General features: G+C 74.3%; 16 protein-coding genes. 10 read left to right on the top strand and 6 right to left on the bottom strand.

Annotation, left to right across the window (positions count from 1 at the left end; translation table 11 throughout):
* The first annotated feature begins 39 nt into the window (after nt 1–39).
* Nucleotides 40–867 (top strand): SCE4755 family polysaccharide monooxygenase-like protein, encoded by an 828-nt coding sequence (locus IPJ59_RS15465; protein WP_293252010.1) that lies wholly within the window; start codon nt 40–42, stop codon nt 865–867.
* Between the two features lie 19 nt (nt 868–886).
* Nucleotides 887–1,504 (top strand): class I SAM-dependent methyltransferase, encoded by a 618-nt coding sequence (locus tag IPJ59_RS15460; protein ID WP_293252008.1) that lies wholly within the window; start codon nt 887–889, stop codon nt 1,502–1,504.
* Between the two features lie 146 nt (nt 1,505–1,650).
* On the opposite strand, the gene IPJ59_RS15455 is transcribed toward IPJ59_RS15460, so the two are convergent.
* From IPJ59_RS15455 to IPJ59_RS15445, 3 genes are all read right to left on the bottom strand, one after another.
* Complete coding sequence (locus IPJ59_RS15455; protein WP_293272305.1) at nt 1,651–4,143, bottom strand: hypothetical protein; 2,493 nt, start codon at nt 4,141–4,143, stop codon at nt 1,651–1,653.
* 20 nt (nt 4,144–4,163) lie between these two features.
* Nucleotides 4,164–5,951: a serine/threonine-protein kinase gene (locus IPJ59_RS15450; RefSeq protein ID WP_293272304.1), complete on the bottom strand. Its 1,788-nt coding sequence runs from the start codon at nt 5,949–5,951 to the stop codon at nt 4,164–4,166.
* Between the two features lie 161 nt (nt 5,952–6,112).
* A complete protein-coding gene (locus tag IPJ59_RS15445) occupies nt 6,113–7,369 on the bottom strand; it encodes an endonuclease/exonuclease/phosphatase family protein (RefSeq protein WP_293272303.1) in 1,257 nt (418 codons plus the stop codon).
* A 219-nt stretch (nt 7,370–7,588) separates the two neighbouring features.
* On the opposite strand from IPJ59_RS15445, the gene IPJ59_RS15440 reads away from it, so the two are divergent.
* From IPJ59_RS15440 to IPJ59_RS15430, 3 genes are all read left to right on the top strand, one after another.
* Entirely contained in the window at nt 7,589–8,929 is a 1,341-nt protein-coding gene (locus tag IPJ59_RS15440; RefSeq protein ID WP_293252001.1) for a M16 family metallopeptidase, read from the top strand.
* Between the two features lie 150 nt (nt 8,930–9,079).
* Nucleotides 9,080–10,462 (top strand): M16 family metallopeptidase, encoded by a 1,383-nt coding sequence (locus IPJ59_RS15435; protein WP_293272302.1) that lies wholly within the window; start codon nt 9,080–9,082, stop codon nt 10,460–10,462.
* 57 nt (nt 10,463–10,519) lie between these two features.
* A complete protein-coding gene (locus IPJ59_RS15430) occupies nt 10,520–11,410 on the top strand; it encodes a S1 family peptidase (RefSeq protein WP_293251998.1) in 891 nt (296 codons plus the stop codon).
* A 62-nt stretch (nt 11,411–11,472) separates the two neighbouring features.
* Here IPJ59_RS15430 and IPJ59_RS15425 read toward each other — a convergent pair whose 3' ends face one another.
* Complete coding sequence (locus IPJ59_RS15425) at nt 11,473–11,736, bottom strand: hypothetical protein (protein WP_293272301.1); 264 nt, start codon at nt 11,734–11,736, stop codon at nt 11,473–11,475.
* A gap of 88 nt (nt 11,737–11,824) precedes the next feature.
* Complete coding sequence (gene purB / locus IPJ59_RS15420) at nt 11,825–13,279, bottom strand: adenylosuccinate lyase (RefSeq protein ID WP_293272300.1); 1,455 nt, start codon at nt 13,277–13,279, stop codon at nt 11,825–11,827.
* Between the two features lie 118 nt (nt 13,280–13,397).
* Between purB and IPJ59_RS15415 the strand changes: the two genes are divergently transcribed.
* Together IPJ59_RS15415 and IPJ59_RS15410 are read left to right on the top strand one after the other, a co-directional pair.
* Complete coding sequence (locus IPJ59_RS15415) at nt 13,398–14,048, top strand: sigma-70 family RNA polymerase sigma factor (protein WP_293272299.1); 651 nt, start codon at nt 13,398–13,400, stop codon at nt 14,046–14,048.
* A complete protein-coding gene (locus IPJ59_RS15410; RefSeq protein ID WP_293272298.1) occupies nt 14,045–14,920 on the top strand; it encodes an anti-sigma factor in 876 nt (291 codons plus the stop codon). Before IPJ59_RS15415 ends, IPJ59_RS15410 begins: the two co-directional genes overlap by 4 nt.
* Before the next feature lie 65 nt (nt 14,921–14,985).
* Here IPJ59_RS15410 and IPJ59_RS15405 read toward each other — a convergent pair whose 3' ends face one another.
* The gene (locus IPJ59_RS15405; protein WP_293251988.1) at nt 14,986–16,311 is read right to left on the bottom strand and encodes an Lcl domain-containing protein; all 1,326 of its coding nucleotides are present in this window, start codon (nt 16,309–16,311) and stop codon (nt 14,986–14,988) included.
* Between the two features lie 470 nt (nt 16,312–16,781).
* On the opposite strand from IPJ59_RS15405, the gene IPJ59_RS15400 reads away from it, so the two are divergent.
* Genes IPJ59_RS15400 through IPJ59_RS15390 form a run of 3 tightly spaced genes read left to right on the top strand, consistent with a single transcriptional unit; the run spans nt 16,782 to nt 21,693 of the window.
* Nucleotides 16,782–18,740: a response regulator gene (locus tag IPJ59_RS15400; RefSeq protein WP_293272297.1), complete on the top strand. Its 1,959-nt coding sequence runs from the start codon at nt 16,782–16,784 to the stop codon at nt 18,738–18,740.
* The gene (gene hflX, locus IPJ59_RS15395) at nt 18,737–20,653 is read left to right on the top strand and encodes a GTPase HflX (RefSeq protein WP_293272296.1); all 1,917 of its coding nucleotides are present in this window, start codon (nt 18,737–18,739) and stop codon (nt 20,651–20,653) included. Before IPJ59_RS15400 ends, hflX begins: the two co-directional genes overlap by 4 nt.
* Complete coding sequence (locus IPJ59_RS15390; RefSeq protein WP_293272295.1) at nt 20,650–21,693, top strand: undecaprenyl-diphosphate phosphatase; 1,044 nt, start codon at nt 20,650–20,652, stop codon at nt 21,691–21,693. The genes hflX and IPJ59_RS15390 overlap by 4 nt, the downstream gene beginning before the upstream one ends.
* The last annotated feature ends 9 nt before the right edge of the window (nt 21,694–21,702 follow it).

Here is a 21,702-nt window from a genome sequence, read left to right as displayed (position 1 = left end):
CCTGTCGCCGCCTGCGGCCCTTCGTGTATCGTCGCCCGCGTGCTCCCCCCAAGCTCGTCTCGTCGCATCCTCGCCATCGCCGCCCTCACTGCAGGCCTCGCCCCGGCCCTCGCGCAGGCCCACTTCGTCCTGCAGTCGCCGCCCGCCGTCTACGATCAGGGCCCGCTCGGTGACCCGCAGAAGGCCCCGCCCTGCGGCGCCGACGGCAACGAGGTCGCCACCGGCATGGTCACCGCCTACCAGGCTGGCGACACCATCACGGTCACGATCAACGAGACGATCTTTCACCCCGGCCACTACCGCATCGCCCTCGTCAGCGACCTCGCCGACATCCCCGCCGAGCCGCCGGTCACCGCGGGCGCGCAAGCCTGCGGCACCACGCTGATCCAGGATCCCCCGGTCTTCCCGGTGCTCGCCGACGGCGTCTTCCTGCACGACGCGCCCTTCGGCGGACCGCAGTCGATCGACGTCACCGTGCCCGACGGCATCAGCTGCACGAACTGCACCCTGCAGGTCATCCAATTCATGTCCGCCCACGGCCTCAACAACCCCGGCGGCTGCTTCTATCACCACTGCGCGGCGGTATCGGTGGAGGGCGGTGCGGTCGAGACGTCGACGAGCAGCGATGGCAGCACGAGCTCGCAGGCCGAGAGCAGCTCGGGCGCCGCCTCCGTCACGGGTGAGCAGCCGACGTCCGGCGGGGGCAATGAGGGCACGGCCGCTGGCAGCGATGGGAGCAGCTCGGACGGCGCGAGCGACGACAGCAAGGGCTGCGGCTGCGCCAGCACCAACAACACGAACCGCCTCGCCCCGCTCGCGGCGATGCTCGGCCTGCTCGGCCTCCGCACCCGCCGCCGCCGCGCCTGAGCGCTCGCACGGAGCAAGCATGAGCAGCCGCGATCACTGGGAGAAGGTCTACGCCACGAAAGCGCCGGACGGGGTGAGCTGGTACGCCCCGCACCTCGCTCGCTCGCTCGCCCTGATCGAGGCCACGGGGGTCGGCCCCGACGACGCCATCATCGACGTCGGCGGCGGCGCGTCGACTCTGGTCGACGATCTCCTCGACCGTGGCCATCGCCGCGTCACCGTGCTCGACCTGTCGCAGCACGCCATCGACGTCGCCCGCGAGCGCCTCGGGGACCGGGCCGCGAGGGTCGACTGGCGCGTCGCCGACGTGACCCGCGCCGACCTGCCCGACGCGACCTACGCCGTCTGGCACGACCGCGCCGTCTTCCACTTCCTCACGGACCCCGAGCAGCGCGCGCGCTATGTCGCGCAGGTCCGGCGATCGGTCCTGCCCGGCGGCCACGTCATCGTCGCCACGTTCGGGCCCGAGGGCCCGGAGAAGTGCAGCGGCCTCGACGTTGTTCGCTACAGCGACGACACCCTGCACGCCGAGTTTGGCCCCGCCTTCGTCAAGGTTGGGAGCGCCACGGAGCGCCACGTGACGCCATGGGGCAGCGCCCAGGAGTTCGTGTACTGCTACTGCCGGGTGACCGACTGACGCCCCCCAATCCGCGATATCCTCGCGCCGGCTCGTCCTCCCCCTGCCCCGCGACCTCACGATCGTCAGCATGACCGTCGGCCACCCCCCGATCATCGTCGACGTATTGCCCTGACCCGATCGTCGTCGCCGTATTGCCCAACCCCTCAGCGCACCCGCCCGCGCAGGTCCGGCACATACTCGAGCCGCGCCTCGTGCCGCTGCACCAGCCGCCCGAGCCCCGCGCGGCAGCTCTCGGCGCGCCCGTCCGGGTCGTCGCCCCACAGCGCCACCAGCTCGATGCAGCGGTGATACGCGTCGAACACCTCGCCGCGCCGCAAGTCGGCCAGGCGCTGCATCGTCGCCGCCAGCGCGGCCCCGTCCGAGCCCGCCGCGCTCTGCCCCGCGATCGCCCGCGACACCTCCTCGAGCAGGCCGATGTCCGCCTCGAACACCTGCGCCTTGCGGGCCTCGATCACCGCCGCGAAGCGGTCGCTCGCGCTGGTCTCCGCCGCCGTCCTCGCCAGCGCCACGTCGCGCCCCGCCCCCGGGTTGACCCCCTCGTACACCACCTGCATCCGCTGCACCTCGCTCACCCGCCGCTCGAACCACTGCCGCGATCGCGTCGGCTCGTGGCTGTCGGGCGGCCGGGTCAGCAGCGCCGCCTCGGCCCCGAGGTCCCCGAGCAGCAGGCTCAGCACCCGCCGCGCCGCCGCCAGCTCGGCCGGCGCCACCGCCAGCGGCGCCTCGAGCCCGTCCGGCCCCGGCCTCGCGTTGAGGAAACCCGCGGCCGCCTGCAGGTGCGCCCGCGCCTGCGTCACCTGACCGCGGTCCCGCGGCAGCACCCGCCCGAGCGTCCGGTCGCGCGTCACCTCGACGCACAGACCCTCGAGCGCCCCGACCGGGCACGAGCTGCGCATCAACGCCTCCGCCGCCCGCAGGTGGGCGATCGCCAGCCGCTCCTCCCCGCCGTCGCGCCCGAACTGTTGCAGGTACGCCGCCACCCGCTCGAGCGGGCTCCCGGGGCGCACCTCCGTACGAAACCGGATCGCCGCCGCCAGCCGCCGATCACCGCTGCGACGATCGCGGGTCAGCGCCGCCACCTGCTCCGCGTCGACCGTCCCGGTCACCAGCGCCAGCGCGATCGATCGCCGCCTCGCCTCGTTCGCCCGCGCGTCGCCCGGCGCCAGCGCCACGAAGCGGATGTAGTAGTCGCGCGCGTCCTCGACGTTCTGCACCCGCTCGTTGATCCGGGCCAGGCGCAGCAAGGCCTCCGCCGTCCGCGGCTCGCCGACGAAGCGGCGCAGCCACTCGCCGTAGCCGGCGATCGCCGCCGCGAAGGCCCCGCCCTCCTCGTGACACGCCGCCGCCTCGAAGCGCAGCGTCGACTCCGGCTGGCCTTCGGGACCGGTCTCTTCGGACATGTCCTCGAGGACCTGCGCGCACTCGGCGAAGGCCCCGCTCGCGCGCGCCGCCGCGGCCGCCTGCCACAGCGCCGCCGCCCGCAGCCCCGGCGTCGCCCGCCGGATCTCCTCGCCCGCCGGGGTCGCCAGGTGCCACGCCCGCAGCCGCTGCAGCTCGCTCGTGGTGGCGATGAGCCCCGCCCGCGCCCGCGCCTGCGCGGCCGGCGAGGCCGCCGGATCTTGCCAGCGCGCCTGCAGCGATCGCAGCAGCAGCAGCCCCGCCCGCGCCCCGACCGCGTCGCCGTCGCGCGCCCGCAGCACCTCGCGCAGCCCCGCCTCCGCCTCCGCCAGCCGACCGTGCCGCAGCAGCAGCTCGGCCCTATCGACCGCCACCGTCGCCGCCTCCGGCAGCTCGCGCGTCGCCGGCTCCCCCAGGTACAGCTCGTACGCCGCCAGCATCTGCGCCTCGGCCGGCGGCAGCGGGATCGTCACCGCCGAGCTCGGCCGCGTCACGCAGCGCCCGCCCGGGTCCGGCGCGCAGATCCACGGCTCGGGCGACCACGCCGTCGGCTGCCAGCCCGCCTGGTAGTCGAGCACCCGCCGCGTCGCCTCGAGCTGCTCGCTCGCTGCCATGCGCGCCTGCTCCGGCCGCAGCCCGCCGCGCCGCAGCGCCGCTGCGTGGTGCTGCTGCGCCGACGCGTAGAGCTCGGCCGCCAGCGTCTGCTCGCCGAGCTCGTTCGCGGTCCGCAGCGCCCGCGCCCAGTCGAGCCGCCCGAACGCGAAGTCCAGCTCCTGCTCCGCCCCCGGGAAGTGGCTCGCCAGCGCCCGGTAGGCCCGCTGCGCCAGGTCGTGGTCCTGCCCACCGCCGCCACGCGCACCCGCCTCGGCCCAGCGCCGCGCCGCCGCCAACAAGGCCGCCTCGGCCACCTGCCCGCAGGCCACGAGCTCGCCCGCCGTGACGCCGGACCCCGCCGTCCCGCCGCCCGCCGTGACGCCGGACCCCGCCCCACCCGCCGCGACCCAGCGCTGCACGAGCGCCTCGATCTCCTCCCACAGGTAGCGATCCGCGTGCCGCTCGAGCGCCAGCTCCACGACCGCCGCCTGCTGCGTGCACGCAGCGATCGCCGCCCCGCCGCCCGTCGCCGCCTGCTCGGCCGCTGGCGCGCTCGCTGCCGCCGTCCCCTTGCCCCGCGCCGCGCAGCCCGCGATCAACATGGCCGCGAGGACATGTCCGATCTGCCATGTCCTTCGGCGCATGTCCCGGGGGCCAGCCCGGGTCACTTCACGCCCTTGCAGCGGCCCTTGACCGAGTACCAGATCGCCTCCTCCGTCTCGCAGGCCGCGAGCGTCGGGAAGTCCATGCGCTGGTCGCCCATCTTGTCGTTGATGAAGTACCAGCCGCGGAACTTCGGCGCCTTGGCCTCGCGCACCAGCTTCTTCACCGCGTCGGGCAGATTCTTGTCGCCGATCGCCAGCACCACCCCGAGCGCGAGGCTCGACCCGACGCGGGTCGCCCCCGGCAGCTTGTGGATCGCCTTCACCCGCGCCGCGAAGTCCTCGCCCTCGAGCAGGTACACCCCGCAAGACCCGTCCGGCGTCGGCACCTGCGTCAGCAGCAGCGAGCTGGTGCGCTGCGCGTAGGCGCCGTCGATCGTCGCCAGCAGCAGCTCGGCCGCCCCCTTCCAGCGGCTCGCCCGGTCGCCCGCCAGGAACAGCCCCTCCGGCGCGTGCGTGACGCTCATCCCCTTCGGCACGATCTCCCCGAGCAGCTCGGCCAGCGCCGCCGCGTCCACGTGCTTGGGCTGGCCCAGCGCCATCCCCACGGGCTTCGGCGTCGGCGTCAGGGCCTCGACCGGCGGCGCGACCTCCTCGTGCCGCGTCGTCTCCGTCACCGTCGGCGGCACGACCTGCGCCGGCGTCTCCGGCTCCGACCCGACGTACAACGCCGCCCCCGCGATCAGCGGCAGCATCAACCCCGCCGCGATCATCAGCCCCTTGCGATCGCGCGGCTCGTGGCGGCGAACGATCGCCCGCAGCTCCGTCAGCAGATCCGCCAGCGCCGGGTAGCGGTCCGCCGGGTGCACCGACAGCCCGCGCTGCAGCGCCGCCAGCAGCTCCATCGGCGCGTCGCCCCGCTCGCGCGGCGCCTGCAGCCGACCGTCGACCACGTTCATCGTCAGCTCCGCCTGGGTGTCGCCGGCGAACGGTCGTTGCCCATACAGGCACTCGAAGCAGGTCACGCAGAACGCGAACTGATCCGAGCGCGCGTCCACGGCCCGCGCCAGGTGCTGCTCCGGCGCCATGTAAGCCGGCGTCCCGACCAGCGTGCCCGTCTGGGTCAGCGTCCGCAGGATCGGCGCCGTGTCGCCGCCGGCTCCGCCCGGCCCGCCCGCGCCCGATCGCACCGTCGGCCCGTCGACGTCGATCGCCGGCCGGGCCAGCCCGAAGTCCAGCACCCGCACCCGCCCGCCGACCTCGACGAGCACGTTGTCGGGCTTGAAGTCGCGGTGCACCAGCCCCACCGCGTGCGCCGCGGCCAGGCCCTCACCCGCGCCCAGCATCACCTCGACCACCTCCCGCCAGCCGCGCCTGCGGCCGCGAAAGTGGGCCTTGAGCGTGATCCCGTCGATCAGCTCCATGGCGATGAACACCCGCCCGAACGCCTCGCCCGCGTCGTACACGGTCACCACGTTCGCGTGCCGGATCTTCGCCGCCGCCTTCGCCTCGCGCAGCATGCGGGTGCGCCCCTCGGTCCCGTCCTCGCCGACGCGCAGCAGCTTGAGCGCCACCTCGCGGTCGAGCTGCGCGTCGTGGGCCCGGTACACCACGCCCATCCCGCCCGCGCCCAGCTTGCCGACGATGCGATAGCGGGCGATCACCGCGCCCGGCTCGAGCTCCGCCACCTCGGCGCCCGCGCCCTCGACTCGCCCCTCCACGGGCCCCGCCGCCTGCGTCCGGTCCTCACCGACGGGCACCGCCGCCGCCTCGCCACGCGCCTGGCGATCCGAGGCCGACACCAGCGTCCGCGCCTGCACGTCGATCGCCGGCTCGCGCACCGAGCTCATGTCCGCTGCGCCTCCACGGGCCGCGAATTTACCCGTCTCTCGCCCGCAGCGACAGGCCCACCCACACCCGCCCGCGCGACCACGCGCCCGCGCGACCACGCTTCGTGGCCGCCTCGTAGCTCGACACAGCATCGGCGACGTCGTGCGACGTCCGCGGCGCCCTAGTTCGCCAGCTCGAGGTCGACGAGGATCGGGTTGTGGTCGCTGATGATCTGCCCGTCGACCATCGGCCGCTCGATCACCTGCGGCGAGCGCGGTCGCAGCCCGGCGCCCGCGAACCAGTCGACCCGCAGCGGCACCCGGCCGTCCCACGGCTCGAGCCGGCGCTCGAGCCAGCCCATCAACCACCGACACACCGGCTTCGGCAGGTAGTCGAGGGCCTTGCGCGCCATCTCCGGGTCGTACACGTCGTAGTAAATGGTCCCGCGGGCGAAGTCGTTGAAGCCCTCGATCGCCAGCCCGCCCGCTCGCAGCGCGTCGAACACCTTGCGCTCGAGGATCTCCTCCGGCTTCATGTACTGCTCCACCGTGCCCTCGAAGCCGAAGCGCGTGAGCTTGTAGAGCATGTTGTAGAGCATCCCCTGGCCGCTGCCGAGGTCGTAGGTGTTGGTGTTGAGGTCGCCGCCGAGCAGCATCCGCTCGCCGCCGAAGCGCCGCAGCCGGGCGACGATCTGCCGCAGCTGGCCCGCCCGGTGCCGCGGCCCCGTGAAGGGATCGAGGTGCACCAGCGCCAGCGACAGCGGCCCGTCCGGCAGCAGCAGCTCGCACAGCAGCGTGCGCTTGTTGCCGATGCGCTTCTCGGTCGCGTGGAACTTGTCCTTGCGCTCCGCCAGGTCGACCGCCTCGAAGCGCAGCACCGGGAAGCGGGTCAGCAGGGCGCAGCCGTGCATCGCCTTGGTGTTCGGGATCCCGTGCCCGCGCTCGCCGCGGTCGCCCTCCGCCAGCACGATGTGATAGTTGGCGAACACGTAGCCCATGCCCAGCGCCGCCGCCAGCTCGCGCGGCACGTTGAGGTTTTGCGAGCGACCCATGCCGATGTCGACCTCCGTCAGCAGCAGCACGTCCGCCTCGCGCAGCACCGGGTCGTGGGTCAGCGCGTGCCGCAGCCCGGCGAAGCGCTTGCCTCGCTCGACGTTCCACGCCGCCACCCGCACCACGCCCGGCCGCCGCGCCGTCAGCGAGGTCCCGAGCGTCGGCTCGAGGTCCCACTCGAAGCCCCGCAGCACCCGCTCGAGCTGCGGCTTGATCTCGCGGTACACCGGGTCGCGCTCGAGCTTGCGGCGGGTCCGGATCGCCGCGATGTGGGCCAGCGCCTCCGTGAAGTCGTGGTCGAGCTCGAAGCGCGGCGGCAGGTCCGGCCGCACCACCTGGGGCGGGGTCTGGCGATCGCCGGAGGGAGGAGTCGAGGAGGTGGACAAGCGAGGCTCCGCGGCGGCCCGAGCATTACCAGATTTCTCTGCCGGCCTTCACGACCGCGGCGCCGCCCGCCCCGTACGGATCCCAGGCCCGCCCCGGCCCGAGTGTGCGCCGCCTTTCACGCTCCGCCGTCCCTGCGCGCCCCGCTTCGCGCCCACCCGATCGGACCGCGACCGGCCCTGCCCTTGACCCCCGCGACGTCGTCGCCCCATGGTCAATTCGTGCGCATCCTCGCCGCCCTGCTGCCCGCCTGGCTGGCCCTCGCGCCCGCGGCACCGGACCTCGCCCCCGCGACCCCGAGCTCCGCCCGCGCCCCCGGCGACGCGCACTACCACCTCGCCAACGGCCTCGAGGTCATCCTCCGCCGCGACGCCCGGCTCCCGCTCGTCGCCGTGCACCTGCGCTACCACGTCGGCGCCGTCGACGATCCGCCGCAGCGCCGCGGCCTCGCCCACGTCGTCGAGCACCTCATGTTCGCGGGCTCGCGCCACATCGACGCCGAGGCCCGCGAACGCGCCCGCGCCCGCGCCTTCATCCACCACGACAACGCCGAGACCGACCTCCACAGCAGCGAGTACTACACCCTCGCCCCGCAGGCCGGCCTCGCCACCGTGCTGTGGCTCGAGGCCGACCGCATGGGCTACCTGCGCGGCAGCACCGGCGCCCACACCCTCGCCTCGGTGCAGGCGATCGTCGCCCAGGAGCGCCGCCAGCGACGCGAGACCGACCCCCGCGGCGCCCGCATCGAGCGCCTGTTCGCCCGCCTCTTCCCGCCCGAGCACCCCTACCACCACACCGTCATCGGCCCGCACGCGGCGATCGCCGCGATCCGCCCCGCCGACGTCGACGCCTTCCTCGCCGCCCACTACACCCCGAGCAACGCCACCCTCACGATCGTCGGCGACCTCCCGCAAGACACCCGCGCCCAGATCGACCGCTACTTCGCCAGCATCCCCGGCTCACCTGTCCCCCGGGACAGGCGCCCGCGCCCGCTCCCGCCGCTCCCCGCCGACGGCCCGCAGCACGAGCGCGTCGCCACCGGCGGCCCGCCGAGCGCCCTGTGCGGCTGGGCCAGCCCGGGCCTGCACGCCGACGGCGACGCCGCCCTCGACGTCCTGTTCGCGGCCCTCCACGCCGGCGCCTTCCGCCGCCTCGCCGGCCCCGACGCCGCCCTCGTCGCCGCCCTGGGCGCCGAGCAGTTCAGCCAGCCGCAGCAGTCGGTCGCCGTCATCGAGCTGATCGGCCCGCCCGGCAGCGACGGGGCCCGCCTGCTCGCCGCGATCGACGGCGTGCTCGCCCGCGTCGCCGCCGGCGAGCTCGCCGAGCCCGAGCTCCGCCGCGCCCGCCTGCGCCTCGCCCAGCGCCTGCGCCGCGCCCCCCAGGACCTGCTCACCCGCGCCAGCCTCCTGTCTGGCTACGCCGCCGCATTCGGCGACCCCGACCGCCTCGAGCACGACCTCGCCCAGTGGCTCGCCGTCACCCCCGCCGACGTCGCCGCCGCCGCCAGGACCCTCCTCGCCGCCCCGCGCCGCGCCATCATCCTCGCCACCCCACCCACCTGAGCTGTCCCTTCGGCCATCCCCACCGGTCCCCTCCCACCTGTCCCTTCGGCCATCCCCACCTGTCCCTTCGCACCTGTCCCCGCGGCCATCCCACCTGTCCCTTCCAACCTGTCCCTTCGCACCTGTCTCCTCGCACCTGTCCCCCGCGCCATGTCTCGCGCCCTCGTCCTCACCCTCGCCGCCGCCACCCTCGCCTGCTCGGTCTGGCGGCGCACGCCGCCGCCGGCCCCGCCCGCGCCCGCGCTCCCGCCCGCGCCCGCCACCCGTCGCCTCGTCGTCGCCGACGTGCCGCTGCACTTCACCCCGATCACGCGCCCCGGCGCCGGCCCGCGCAGCGTCGCCCTCGGCCTGTCGCTCCGCCTCGGCCACGCCAGCGACCCGCCCGATCGCCCGGGCCTCAGCGCCCTCCTGCTCGGCCTCCTGCGCGGCCACGACGAGCGCGAGGGCAGCCTCGCCGCCGCCCTCGCCGACCTCGGCGGCGCGCCGCAGCTGCACATCAGCAGCTCGGGCGCCCTGCTCGCCACCGAGGTCCCCGCCGAGCACGCCCCCGCGGCGCTGCGCGCCCTCCTCGCTGCGATCCGCCGCCCGCTCGACCAGCCCGGCGACGCCGCCGAGCTGGCCGCCGAGTTGGCCGACATCACCGCCGAACTCGCCGCCGCCCGGGCCCGCGCCCGCGACGACCCAACAACCCTCGCGCTCGCCGGCCTGCGCCGCGTCAGCCTCCCGCCCGGCCACCCCCACGCGACCAGCGAGCTGTCCTCCGGGACATGGTCCTTGGAGCAGGTCCGCGAGCACGGCCAGCGCAGCCTCGGCCCCGCCGCGCTGACGATCGTCGTCGCCGGCGACGCCGACCCGCAGGCCCTCGTCGCCGCCGCCGCCCCCAGACTCGCCGGCTGGAGCGGCCCCGCCGACCCGCAGGGGCTCCCCGCCCTCGCGCCCGCCCCGCGCCGCGCCATCCACCGCATCGCCCGCCCGGGCCTCGCCCAGGCCGTCGTCGTGCTCGGCCGCGCCGCCGCGATCGCCGAGGACGACCTCGCCACCCAGGTCGCCGCCGACATCGTGCAGAGCGCCCTCGGCGAGCGCCTGCGCGACGACATGGCCGCGACCTACGGCGTCGAAGTGAGCCGCGAGCCCGCCCGCGGCCCGGGCCTGCTCCGCATCGTCACCCAGGTCGACGCCGCCGCCGTCGGCCGCAGCCTCGGCGTCATCGCCGACACCCTCGCCCGCCTGCGCCGCCAGGGCCTCGCTCCCGGGCTCGTCGCCCGCGTCTGCGTCCACGAGGCCCTGGAGCAGCTGTACCGCCGCCAGACCGACGCCGACCAGCTGCAGAGCCTCGCCCGCGCCCACTGGCACGCGCTCCCGAACGCTCGCCCCCCACCCTGCGACGCCGCCGCGGTCACCCGCTCGCTGCGCAGCCACTTCGCCCTCGACGACCTCCAGATCGTCGTCGTCGGCGACCCGTCCCTCGTCGACGCCCCGCTCGCCGACCTCGACCTCGGCCCGATCGTCGACCTCCCCGCCGCCAGCCTGTGATCACGGGCGCAGCATCGCTCACCGCGGCCCCACGGTGAACACGGTATGCTGGCCGCCATGCTGCTCTCCGGGCTCGCCGCCGTGATCGCCCTCGCCACCCCCACGGGCACCCTCACCGCCGTCCCACCGCCGCCCGTCCCGATCTACGGCGGCCAGGTCGTCGAGCCGGGCGCCTGGCCGGCGGTCGTCGCCATCACCCTCGGCAGCTCGCTGTGCACCGGCACCCTCGTCAGCCCGACCATCGTCCTCACCGCCGCCCACTGCCTCGAGTCCGAGCCCTCGCTCAGCAGCATCACCGTCCGCCGCGGCGACGACGTCAACTTCCCGGTCCCGGTCTACAAGGTCGCCGCCATCGGCTTCGACCCCGAGTTCTGCGGCGCGAAGAGCTGCAAGGAGGACATCCACGACTACGGCTTCCTCGTGCTCACCAAGCCGCAGTCCGACATCCTCGAGTTCCCGCGCCCGATCGCCGACCAGGACGAGTGGGACGAGCTCATGGCCGTCGACAACAAGGTCACCGTCGTCGGCTACGGCCTCAACGAGGGCGACATCACCGGCATCAAGCGCCAGGTCGACGTCCCGATCACCAAGTTCAGCGGCTCCGGCCTCGAGTTCCAGGCCGGCGGCATGGGCCTCGACTCGTGCCAGGGCGACTCCGGCGGCCCCGCCTTCGCCAAGCTCGCCAGCGGCGAGTACGTGCTCGCCGGCGTCACCTCGCGCGGCTACACCTGCGGCAAGGGCGGCTTCTACGCCGCGCCGATCGGCGGCCTGTGCTGGCTCGAGCAGGCCTCGGGCCTCGACCTGCGCCCGCCCGACTGCAGCGACTGCGACTGCATCAACACCGACCCCGAGCGCAGCAGCGGCTGCGGCTGCAACGGCAGCCCCGGCGAGCCCGCCTCGCTCGCCCTCCTGCTCCCGCTCGCCCTCCTGCTCCGTCGTCGCCGCTGACCTGTCCGCTCGGACAGCCTCACATCAAGTACGCCGGCCGCAACCTGTCCCCTCGGACAGCCTCACATCAGGAAGCGCCCGGTGTCCCCCGCGTCGTCGTCGTCATCGTCGTCGTCGTCGTCGTCGTCGTCGTCTACCGCGTCGTCGAGCTCCCCCAACTCGGGCTCGTCCGGGTCGTCGGCGAGCTCCTCGTCCGCCGGATCGATCTCGTCGTCGTCATCGTCGTCGTCGTCGTCCATCTCTTCGTCGAACGCGTCCTCGTCGAACGCGTCCTCCTCGTCGATCAGGCCCCACGGTGCGTCGCGCGTCGGATCGGTGTCCTGCACGCCGCGAGCATACACCGCGACCACGCGCGCGAATCAACCGGCGAGCGTCGCTTTTTTCTCCCGCCGCGAGCCCGCGAACGCCGGGCTGCTAGACCCGCACCCCCGGCACGAAGCGACCGCGACGCTGCGCGTGTGCGGCCAGCAGCGGCCCCAGCGTCTCGCCGAGAAATTCGTCGACCTGCTCCGGCGCGCGCCCGACGTAGCGCCGCGGGTCGATCGCCCCCGGGTTCACGTGCGGCGCCAGCTCCGGGTCGGCCAGCATGCGCGCGACCAGGTCGTTGCCCGCTCCCTCCTTCATGCCGGCCACCGCCGCCAGGCTGGCCGTGCGCACCGCCTCGTGCAACGCCTGCCGGCTCGCCCCCGCCGCCGTCCCGCGCATGATCACGTCCTCGGTCGCCATGAACGGCAGCTCGTCGCGCATGTTGGCGGCGATCACCGCCGGGTGGACGATCAGCCCGCCGCACACGTCGACCACCAGGTTCAGCACCGCGTCGGTCGCCAGGAACGCCTCCGTGATCACCAGCCGCCGGTTCGCGCTGTCGTCGAGGGTGCGCTCGAACCACTGATTCGCGTGCGTCTCGCGCGGGCTGCTCGCCAGCGAGTGGACGAAGCGCGCCAGGCTGCAGATCCGTTCGCTGCGCATCGGGTTGCGCTTGTACGCCATCGCCGACGACCCGACCTGGTGCGCCTCGAAGGGCTCGTCGACCTCCCGCTTGTGCGCCAGCAGGCGCAGGTCGGTCGCCAGCTTGGCCGCCGAGCCGCACACGTCGGCCAGCGCCGACACCACCCAGGTGTCGAGCTTGCGCGTGTAGGTCTGCCCGCTCACCGCGATCGACTTGGCGAAGCCCATCGCCGCGCAGACCCGTCGATCGAGCTCGCGGACCTTCGCGTGGTCGCCCGCGAACAGCCCGAGGAACGACGCCTGCGTCCCCGTCGTCCCCTTCACCCCGCGCAGCGGCAGGCGCTCGCACAGCGCCGCGATCGTCTCGAGGTCGAGGCCCAGGTCCTGCGCCCACAGGCAGGCCCGCTTCCCGACCGTCGTCAGCTGGGCCGGCTGGAAGTGCGTGAAGGCCAGGCAGGGCTGCTCGCGCTGGGCCCGGGCGAACTCCGCCAGCCGCTCGAGCGCCGCCACCAGCCGGTCCATCACCAGCTCGAGCCCGGCCCGGATCATCACCAGCTCCGCGTTGTCGGTGACGAAGCAGCTGGTCGCCCCGAGGTGGATGATCTTCGCCGCGTCCGCCCCCGCCACCTCGCCGAAGTGGTGCACGTGCGCCATCACGTCGTGACGCAGGCGGGCCTCGAGCTCGGCGACCCGGCCCATGTCGATCTGCTCGCGAGCGGCCCGCAGCGCCTCGACCTGCGCCGCCGAGATCGGCAGCCCGAGCCCCCGCTCGGCCTCCGCCAGGGCGATCCACAGGTCGCGCCACAGCAGCACCCGGCGCCGGTCCGAGAAGTTGGCCAGCATCGCCGGCGTGGCGTAGCGCTGGCCGAGCGGGCTCGTGTATGTTGCCTCGGGCTCCGTGACGGACGGTCGCGTGGTCATCGCGGCGAGAACATACTCGCCCCGGACCCCGTGATGGCGCGCCTGCCCCCGCGGACCGCCGCTCCACCCCCGCTCCGACACCGCTCGAGGAACACGAGAAAGCGCACGGGAATAGCCCATGACCCCCTCCGGTTCCGACCCCCGCATGGACGCCGCTGCTCGTCGCGCCTTCGAGGACACGGTCCTCCCCCAGCTGGACCGCGTCTTCGGCATGGCCCTCCGCCTGACCCGGAGCCGGGCCGAGGCCGAAGATCTCGCGCAGGACGTCATGGTCCGCGCCTACCGCTTCTGGGCCAGCTTCAAGCCCGGCACGAGCGTCCGCTCGTGGCTCTTCACCATCGTGCGCAACACCTTCATCACCCGCTATCACACCGCCAACCGCGACCGCATCGCCAACGGTGCGCTCGCCGTCCACCACGAGAGCGCCGACGACGACGGCGCCTGCGGCCCCGCCCCCGCCCACATGCTCACCCCGGAGCAGGCCCTCGGCCGCCTCGGCACCCGCGAGCGCATCGACGCCGCCCTCCAGCAGCTCCCCCCGGACTACCGCATGGCCGTCGCCCTCGCCGACATCGAGGGCCTCTCCTACAAGGAGATCGCCGAGGTCATGGAGTGCCCGATCGGCACCGTCATGAGCCGCATCTACCGCGGCCGCCGCCAGCTCCACACCCTCCTCTACCCCGCCGCCGTCGAGGCCGGCCTGGTCGTGGAGGCAAAGGCCGAGCCGCCCGTGTCGCTCGCCGCGTACCGCAAGCGAGGTCAAGCATGAGCCCCGAAGCCAAGTCCGCCAGCGACAGCCTCATCGCCCTCATCCAGCCCTTCGTCGACGACGAGCTCGGGCCCGCCGAGCGCGCCCGGGTCGAGGCCGTGCTCGCCGAAGATCCTGTCCTTCGGGACATGGTCGACGAGCAACGAACCGTCCGCCAGGTCCTCCGGGACATGTCCCGAGAGCCAGCCCCGCAGGCGCTGCAGGCCCGCGTCCTGCTCGAGCTCGACGCCGTCGACCGCGAGCACGCCGCCGAGGCCGAGCTCCGCCCCGCCGGTGAGCTCCGCCCGGGCCTCGCCGCCCGCCTGCGCAGCTTCCTCCGCGGCGCCGCCGTCATGGTCCCCGCCGGCGCCACCGCCCTCGCCCTCTTCCTGGTCACGCGGACAGGAACCGAGAGACATGTCCTCGAGGCCAGCCCGACCGTCGCCACCGCCGCGAGCACCGTGGCGACCGCCGCCCCGCTGATCGTCGGCGCCGAAGCTCCGGGCGAACGCCCCGCCGCCGGCGTGCGCCTGGTCGGCGCGGCCCTCCCGGGGGACAACCCCGAGCTCGGCGAGGCCCGCTCCGTCATCGTCAAGCGCCGCGTCGGCGCCCGCCTGGTGCTCGATCGCCATCAGCCCGCCAGGGGGCCCGCCAGGGGGCCCGCCAGGGGGCCCGCCGGCGCCGAGCAGCCCGGGCCGAGCCGCGCCCACGAGTACCGCGGCCGCAGCTACTGGCTCGGCCAGGTCCAGGGCCGGCCCGCCGTCGCCTTCGAGTCCGACGGCGTCCGCCACACCCTCAGCAGCGGCGACGAACAGACCCTGCGCGACGCCCGTGAGTACATGCTGCTGCTCAGCCTCGGCCACGCCCTCCGCGACGCCGAGCGCCCGCGCTGAGCCCCCGCACAAGGACCGTCACGGCTCGGCGCGCACACCACGGCCCGGCGCGCACGCACCAGCCGTCACGGCTCGGCGCGCACGCACCAGCCGTAGAGGTGCCCGCCCATCTGCGACATGTGCCCCGGCAGCCCGTTGCCGAGGTCCAGCGTCTTCATGTCCGAGGTGTGCGGCGTGGTCGTCCAGTAGTCGCCCGTGACGATGCCGACGAAGGGGTGCCCCGCCGGCAGCTTGGCCCCGCTCGAGATGTTGTAGTCGATCAGCGTCGTGATCTCGACGAGCGTCGGCAGCCGCCACCCGCCGACCCCGGCGATCGACTTGCCCGCGCACGCCGCCGCCGCGTCGGGGTACTGCACGCCGCTCGCCGCCGGCGCGCGCTCCCACAGCAGCCGCGTCTCCTGGTCGAGCACCGCCGCGTCGCCGAGGCGCAGCGCGAAGCGACCCACCGGACCGACCGGCCAGGCCGCGCCGAGGTCCATCTTGATGCAGCGACTCATCCCGTCGGACGCCGCCTTGTCGGCCCCGCCGACCACGCCGTCCGCGAAGCGCAGCGTCGCCGCGGCGCTGATGCTGCTCGAGTCGTTCGACCACATCTGCCGCTGATCATAGGGCGCCCACGCGTTGAGGAACGGGTGCCCCGCCGGTAGCTTGGTCTCCGCCGCGTTCATGTCGAGCAGCCCCGTCAGCTCGGCGATCGTCGGCAGCCGCCAGCCCGCCCCGTGCGCCCGGCACTCGATCCGGGCCGCGTGCCAGCCACCGATCCCGGTCGGCTGCCGCTTCCACAGCCGCCCTGTCTGCGCGTCCTCGACATCCGCCCCGATCACGTGGAAGCGCGGGTTGCTGTTCGGGTACGAGGTGTCGCCCCCGCCGCGCACGCACCACGCCCCGAGCTCGCTGGTCTTCATGTCGTGGAACATGTTGCCGTTGAAGACCAGGATCTGCAGCGCCCCTGTGTCCGAGGTCTCGGTCGACGACCAGTACGTCCCGGTCACGGTGAACGGGTGCCCCGCCGGCAGCGGCGCCTCCACCGGTCCGGACAGCAAACCCTTGAGCTCCTCGATGCGAGGCAGCCGCCAGTCGTCGTGGCCCCCGACAACCTTCGCATCGCACGCGGCCTTCGCCGCCGCGAACCCGTACTTGCTGGTCGCCGGCGCCCGCAGCCACATGCGCCCGGTCTGGTTGTCTCGCACCACCGGGCCGCCCGCTTGCGGCAACGTGACGAAGCGCCCGCCCCCGGTCCCCGGCGCCGGTTCCAGCTTGCGCGCGGGCTGCACTGCGACCTGCGGCGTCGTCTTCTTGAGCTGCGGCGCAGCGAGCAACGGATGCGCCACCAGCAGCCCCGCGCTGCCCACCGTGAGGGACACCAACACCGACCAATGACGCACGCCCATCGCAGCACCTCCCGCCAAAAACCGATCCTTCGTAGCCAGACCGCCGACCCCGGTCAAGCCACGCCGCCGCGCGTCGGCCCGCCGCTCTGGACACACGCGCGTCGCCACGCGCCACGGCCTGCGCCAAGGGACATGTCCAAAGGAACATGTCCAAAAGGCCCGGCCCCGACACCCGCCGCGCCCGGCTCGTCGACGCGGCGAGGTCCGGAGGTCTGGCTCCGGTCCCGGCCCGATCCGACGCGGCCCCCGGCCCGGCAACTCCCGCACCCGCGACCGTTCATCATGCGCCAAATCGCCCCGCGCCCCGCCATGGCCAGCAACGCCGCGCCTGGCCAGCAATTGCTCCTGGCCCAGGACCCGCCCCGACAGCCCGGCCCTGCACCCCACGACCCGCCCCCCGCGCCCCACCCCGCCTCGACTTTCGGCGCGCCTCTGGTCACAGCACCGGCAGGTCGGATAACCTGCCGCCCGTGTTCTCTGCCCTGATCATCGACGCTGACGGCAAGACTCCCGCCACCCTCAAGAGCATCCTCGCGCCGTACGGGTTCGAGTTCACGGTCACGGAGAACGGACCGGAGGCCGTCAACGTCGCCCGCCAGGCCGCGCCGGACATCATCCTCCTGCGCGCCGAGCTGCCGCTGACCACCGGCTTCTCGGTGTGCAACCGCCTGCGCCGCAACGAGGACACGCGCAAGATCCCGCTGGTGCTCTACTCGTCCAACGCCAGCGACGATGTCATCGAGCAGCACCGCAACCTCAAGACCCACGCCGACCAGTACCTGCGCCTCCCGGTCGACGCCGATCGCCTGCTCGCCGCCGTGCGCCCGTACTTGAACCTCGGCGAGCCCGGCCGCGCCGCCCCGGCCGCCGCCGCTGCGCCCGCGAGTCCGCGCCCGATCTCCCGCCCCGAGGCCCGCGCCCGCCCCCGCCTCGACGTCGAGCTCAGCGAGCCCTCCGGCATCCGAGCCCCGCCACCCGCCCCGCACCAGCAGTTCGAACGCGAGTTCGCCGACGAGTTCAACAACTTGACCGCCACCAGCGGCAACCAGACGGGTGAGCTCCGCGACGACGACGATCATACCGTCGCCGTGCGCCGCAGCGCCGAGCCGCCGGCCCGCTCGCGCAGCGGCGTCGTCAGCGAGGCCTCCGGCGCCAGCCGGATCTCCGGACCCGTCCCCGAGCTCGCCGTCGGCGACGGCGAGTCGTCCGGCGCCGGCTTCAAGGCCCAGCGCGAGGCGCTCCAGCTCAAGTCGCAGCTCAACGCCAAGAACCGCGAGATCCTCGCCCTCAAGGACGAGCTCGAGCTGCGTGAGCGCGCCGTCCTCGACGCCAAGAAGCACCACCGCGAGCTCCAGGCCCAGCTCGGCGAGCTCGAGACCCAGCTGGTCAGCTCGCAGGAGCAGGTCCTCTCCTCGCGCGAGACCGCCGAGGCCGCCCAGCGCGACAAGCAGACGCTGCTCAAGCGCGAGGAGGGCCTCAAGACCCGCCTCGAGGTCACCCTCAAGAAGCTCAAGGACACCGAGGCCCAGCTCGCCGGCGTCCAGCAGCAGCTCGCCCAGACCCAACAGCAGGCCGGCGCCGCCGCCACCGAGGCCCGCCAGCACATCGCCACGCAGGCCAGCCAGATCGCCGAGCTCGAGCAGGAGCGCGACGGCCTCGCCGCCCGCGTGCAGGCGCTCTCGGAGCAGGTCGCCGGCATCCACGAGGACCTCGAGAACACCCGCGAACAGGCCGCGAGCCTCGCCCAGCAGCTCGAGCTGGCCCGCCAGGAGCTCGCCGACGGCCTCGCCACCGCCCGCAGGGAGCGCGCCGCCGCCATCGCCTCGCTCGGTGATCAGCACCAGGCCGAGATCGACGAGCTCACGCAGGAGCACCGCATCACCGTCGACGGCCTGCAGAAGGAGCTCGCCGACACCCAGCAGCAAGCCCAGCACCTGCTCGCCGACACCCAGCAGCAGGCCCAGCGCCAGCTCGCCGACACCCAGCAGCAGGCCCAGCGCCAGCTCACCGCGGCCCAGCAGCAGGCCCAGCACGAGCGCGAGCGCATGTCCCAGCTGCTCGCCGAGACCGAGGAGAACGCCCGCCTCCAGATCTCCCAGCTCACCCAGAGCCTGGCCGCCACCGAGGACAGCGCCCGCGCCGAGATCCAGCGCCTCACCCACAACCTCGCCACCGCCGAGGCCCACGCCCGCGCCGAGATCCAGCGCCTCCAGCAGGCCGCCGACATCGCCGCCGACCAGGCCCAGAGCCAGGCCGACGAGGCCGCCGCCAGGATCCGCGAGCTCGTCGCGATCCAGGACGACCTGACCGGCAACCTCGAGCGCGCCGAGGCTGGGCTCCACCGCCGCCGCGAGGCCGCGCTGCACGCCCAGCAGGCCCTCGCCGTGGCCCTGCGCGTGCTTGACACCGGCGACAGCGACGCCTCGTGAGCGACCCGATCGTCCACGGCGACACGGCGAACCTCAAGAGCAGCCAGGCCCGCGCGCTGCAGCGGCTCGGCGCGCGCCAGGTCCCGCCGACGAGCGTCATCTCGGCCGTGCTCGCGCGCGACCTGCTCGAGCTCTCGCACCAGCTCAACCGCCAGCTCGGCCTCTTCATCGACCGCCGCGGCCGCGTGCAGCGCGTCATCCTCGGCGACGCCCACAGCCTCGCCCTCCCGGAGTTCACCCGCGTGCGCGGCCAGGGCGGCCGCCTGCGCGGCGTCCGGCTGGTCCTCACCCACCTGGTCCCCGACCCGCCGACCCGCGAGGAGCTCGCCGACCTCGCCAAGCTGCGCCTCGACCTCCTCGCCGCGATCCACACCGGCCCCGCCGGCGTCCAGATCGACCTCGCCAGCCTGGCCCCGCCACAACCTGGCTCAAAGGACATCTTCGTCGTGCGCGGCTTCCCGCGCGTCCCGCTCGGCGTGCTCGCCCGCGACGACGACGACCCCGGCCACACCACCGGCATGCGGCCCGCCGCGGACATGCCCTCCGACTTCCTCGGCTTCATCCGCGACCTCGAGGCCGGCCTCGTCGCCGCCACCGCGGGCGCGCGCGCCGAGTCGCAGGGCACCCGCGCCATGGCCCTCATGATCCACCAGGGCGAGGGCCCCGAGCTGCACGCCCGCGAGCAGGAGCTGCGCGAGCTGTGCCGCACCGACGGCCTCCACTTAGTCGACCTCGCCACCCAGCGCCGCCCCGGCCCCGACCCGCGCACCTTCTTCGGCCAGGGCAAGCTGCGCGACGTGCTCGTGCGGGCCCTCGCCCAGGACGTCGAGCTCCTGATCTGCGACCCCGACCTCACCCCCTCGCAGGCCCGCGAGATCGGCGAGCGCACCGACCTCAAGGTCATCGACCGCACCACCCTCATCCTCGACATCTTCGCCCAGCACGCCACCTCGGCCGACGGCAAGCTGCAGGTCGAGCTGGCCCAGCTGCGCTACCTCCTGCCGCGGATGATCGGCCACGGCACCGCCATGTCGCGGCTCGCCGGCGGCATCGGTGGTCGCGGCCCCGGCGAGACCAAACTCGAGATCGACCGCCGCCGCGCCAAGGAGCGCATCCACGACCTCGAGCGCCGCCTGCTCGCGCTCAAGCAGCGCCGCGACCAGCGTCGGGCCCTGCGTCGGCGCACCGGCGTGCCCGTGGTCGCGATCGTCGGCTACACCAACGCCGGCAAGAGCAGCCTGCTCAACACCGTCACCGACAGCGCCGTCGTCGCCGAGGACAAGCTGTTCGCCACCCTCGACCCCAGCGTCCGCAGGATCCGCTTCCCCAAGGACTACGAGGTCGTCCTCCTCGACACCGTCGGCTTCATCCGCGACCTCCCCCCCGCGCTCGTCCAGGCCTTCTCCGCCACCCTCGAGGAGGTCGCCGAGGCCGACCTCCTGCTCGTCGTCGTCGACGCCAGCGACCCCGACCAGGACCAGCAGCGCGCCACCGTCGAGGCGATCCTCGGCGAGATCGGTGCCGGCGCCGTGCCCCGCCTGTGGGTCTACAACAAGATCGACCGCCTGGGCCCCGACGAGCTCAACCACCGCCGCGCCGACGCCGACCGCCACACCTACTTCATCAGCGCCAACGAGCGCCGCAGCACCGCGGCCCTCATGCGCGCGATCGACGAGCAGCTGTGGGAGCGCGGCGTCGTCGAGCGCGCGCGCGCGGCTGTCCCGGAGGACAGCTCCGCCGAGCACGCGTCCGCGGCTGTCCCGGAGGACAGCTCCGCCGAGCACGCGTCCGCGGCTGTCCCGGAGGACAGCTCCGCCGAGCACGCGTCCGCGGCTGTCCCGGAGGACAGCACGCGTCCGGCTGTCCCGGAGGACAGCTCCGCCGCCAACGAGGCCCCCGCGGAGGATGCGTGAGCGACCCCGGCATGGGCCCGCTGCTGGCCCTCGCCCTCGGCGCACTCCAGGGCGTCGCCGAGTTCCTCCCGATCTCCTCCTCGGGCCACCTCGCCCTGGCCCAGACCTGGCTCGGCGTCGACGCGGCCAGCGGCGGCCACACCTTCAACATCGTCGTCCACGCCGGCACCCTGGTCGCCGTCCTGCTGTTCTACCGCCACGACCTCGGCGCCCTCGCCCGCGCCGTGTTCCAGCCGCGCCAGGTCGCGATCGTCCACCACACCGGGACCCCCACAGCCCCCGTCGGCGACCCCCTCGCGCTCGCCGACGACCTGTCCAATGGGGCAGGTTCACGGCCAGGCCCACACACTGGCCCCGCGCTCGCCGACGACCTGTCCGATGGGCCAGGTGCTAACCCTGGCCCCCCACCTGGCCCCTCGCGCGACCTGGTCCCCGCGCGCGTCGGCCCGCCGCTGAACACCGCCCGCGCCCTCCTGTTCGCCCTGATCGTCGGCACCCTCCCGCTGGCCCTCGCGCTCAGCGACACCACCATGGCGATCGTCCTCGCCGCCGAGACCAGCACCCGCTGGATCGGCTGCGGCTTCCTCATCACCGCCGCCCTGCTCGCCTTCTCGCACCGGCGCGACGACAGCGTCGCCAGCCTCGAGGCCCCGCGCCCGTGGCAGGGCCTCGTCATCGGCCTCGCCCAGCTGGTCGCGATCCTCCCCGGCGTCTCGCGCAGCGGCACGACCATGGCCGCGGCGATGGCCCTCGGCCTCGGTCGCCTGCCCGCGGCCCGCTTCTCCTTCCTGCTCGCGATCCCCGCGATCCTCGGCGCCTCGCTCAAGGAGTCGCTCGACCTGTGGCAGCACGGCAGCGCCACGAGCATCGCCCCGACCAGCTACGCCCTCGGCTTCGCCGCCAGCTTCGCGGTCGGCAGCCTGACCCTGCGCGCCCTCATGACCCTGCTCGTGCGCGTCGGCCTGCTCCCTTCGTCCCCTACCTGTCGTCCTGGGCCTCGCCGTGATCGCCACCTCCTGAACCGCAGACCGCCGGTGTAGGCTCGCCAG

This window comes from Nannocystis sp. (assembly GCF_016714285.1).
Lineage (GTDB): Bacteria > Myxococcota_A > Polyangia > Nannocystales > Nannocystaceae > Nannocystis.
Note: the sequence above shows the minus strand (reverse complement) of the source record. Positions and strands in the feature narration are given on the sequence as shown.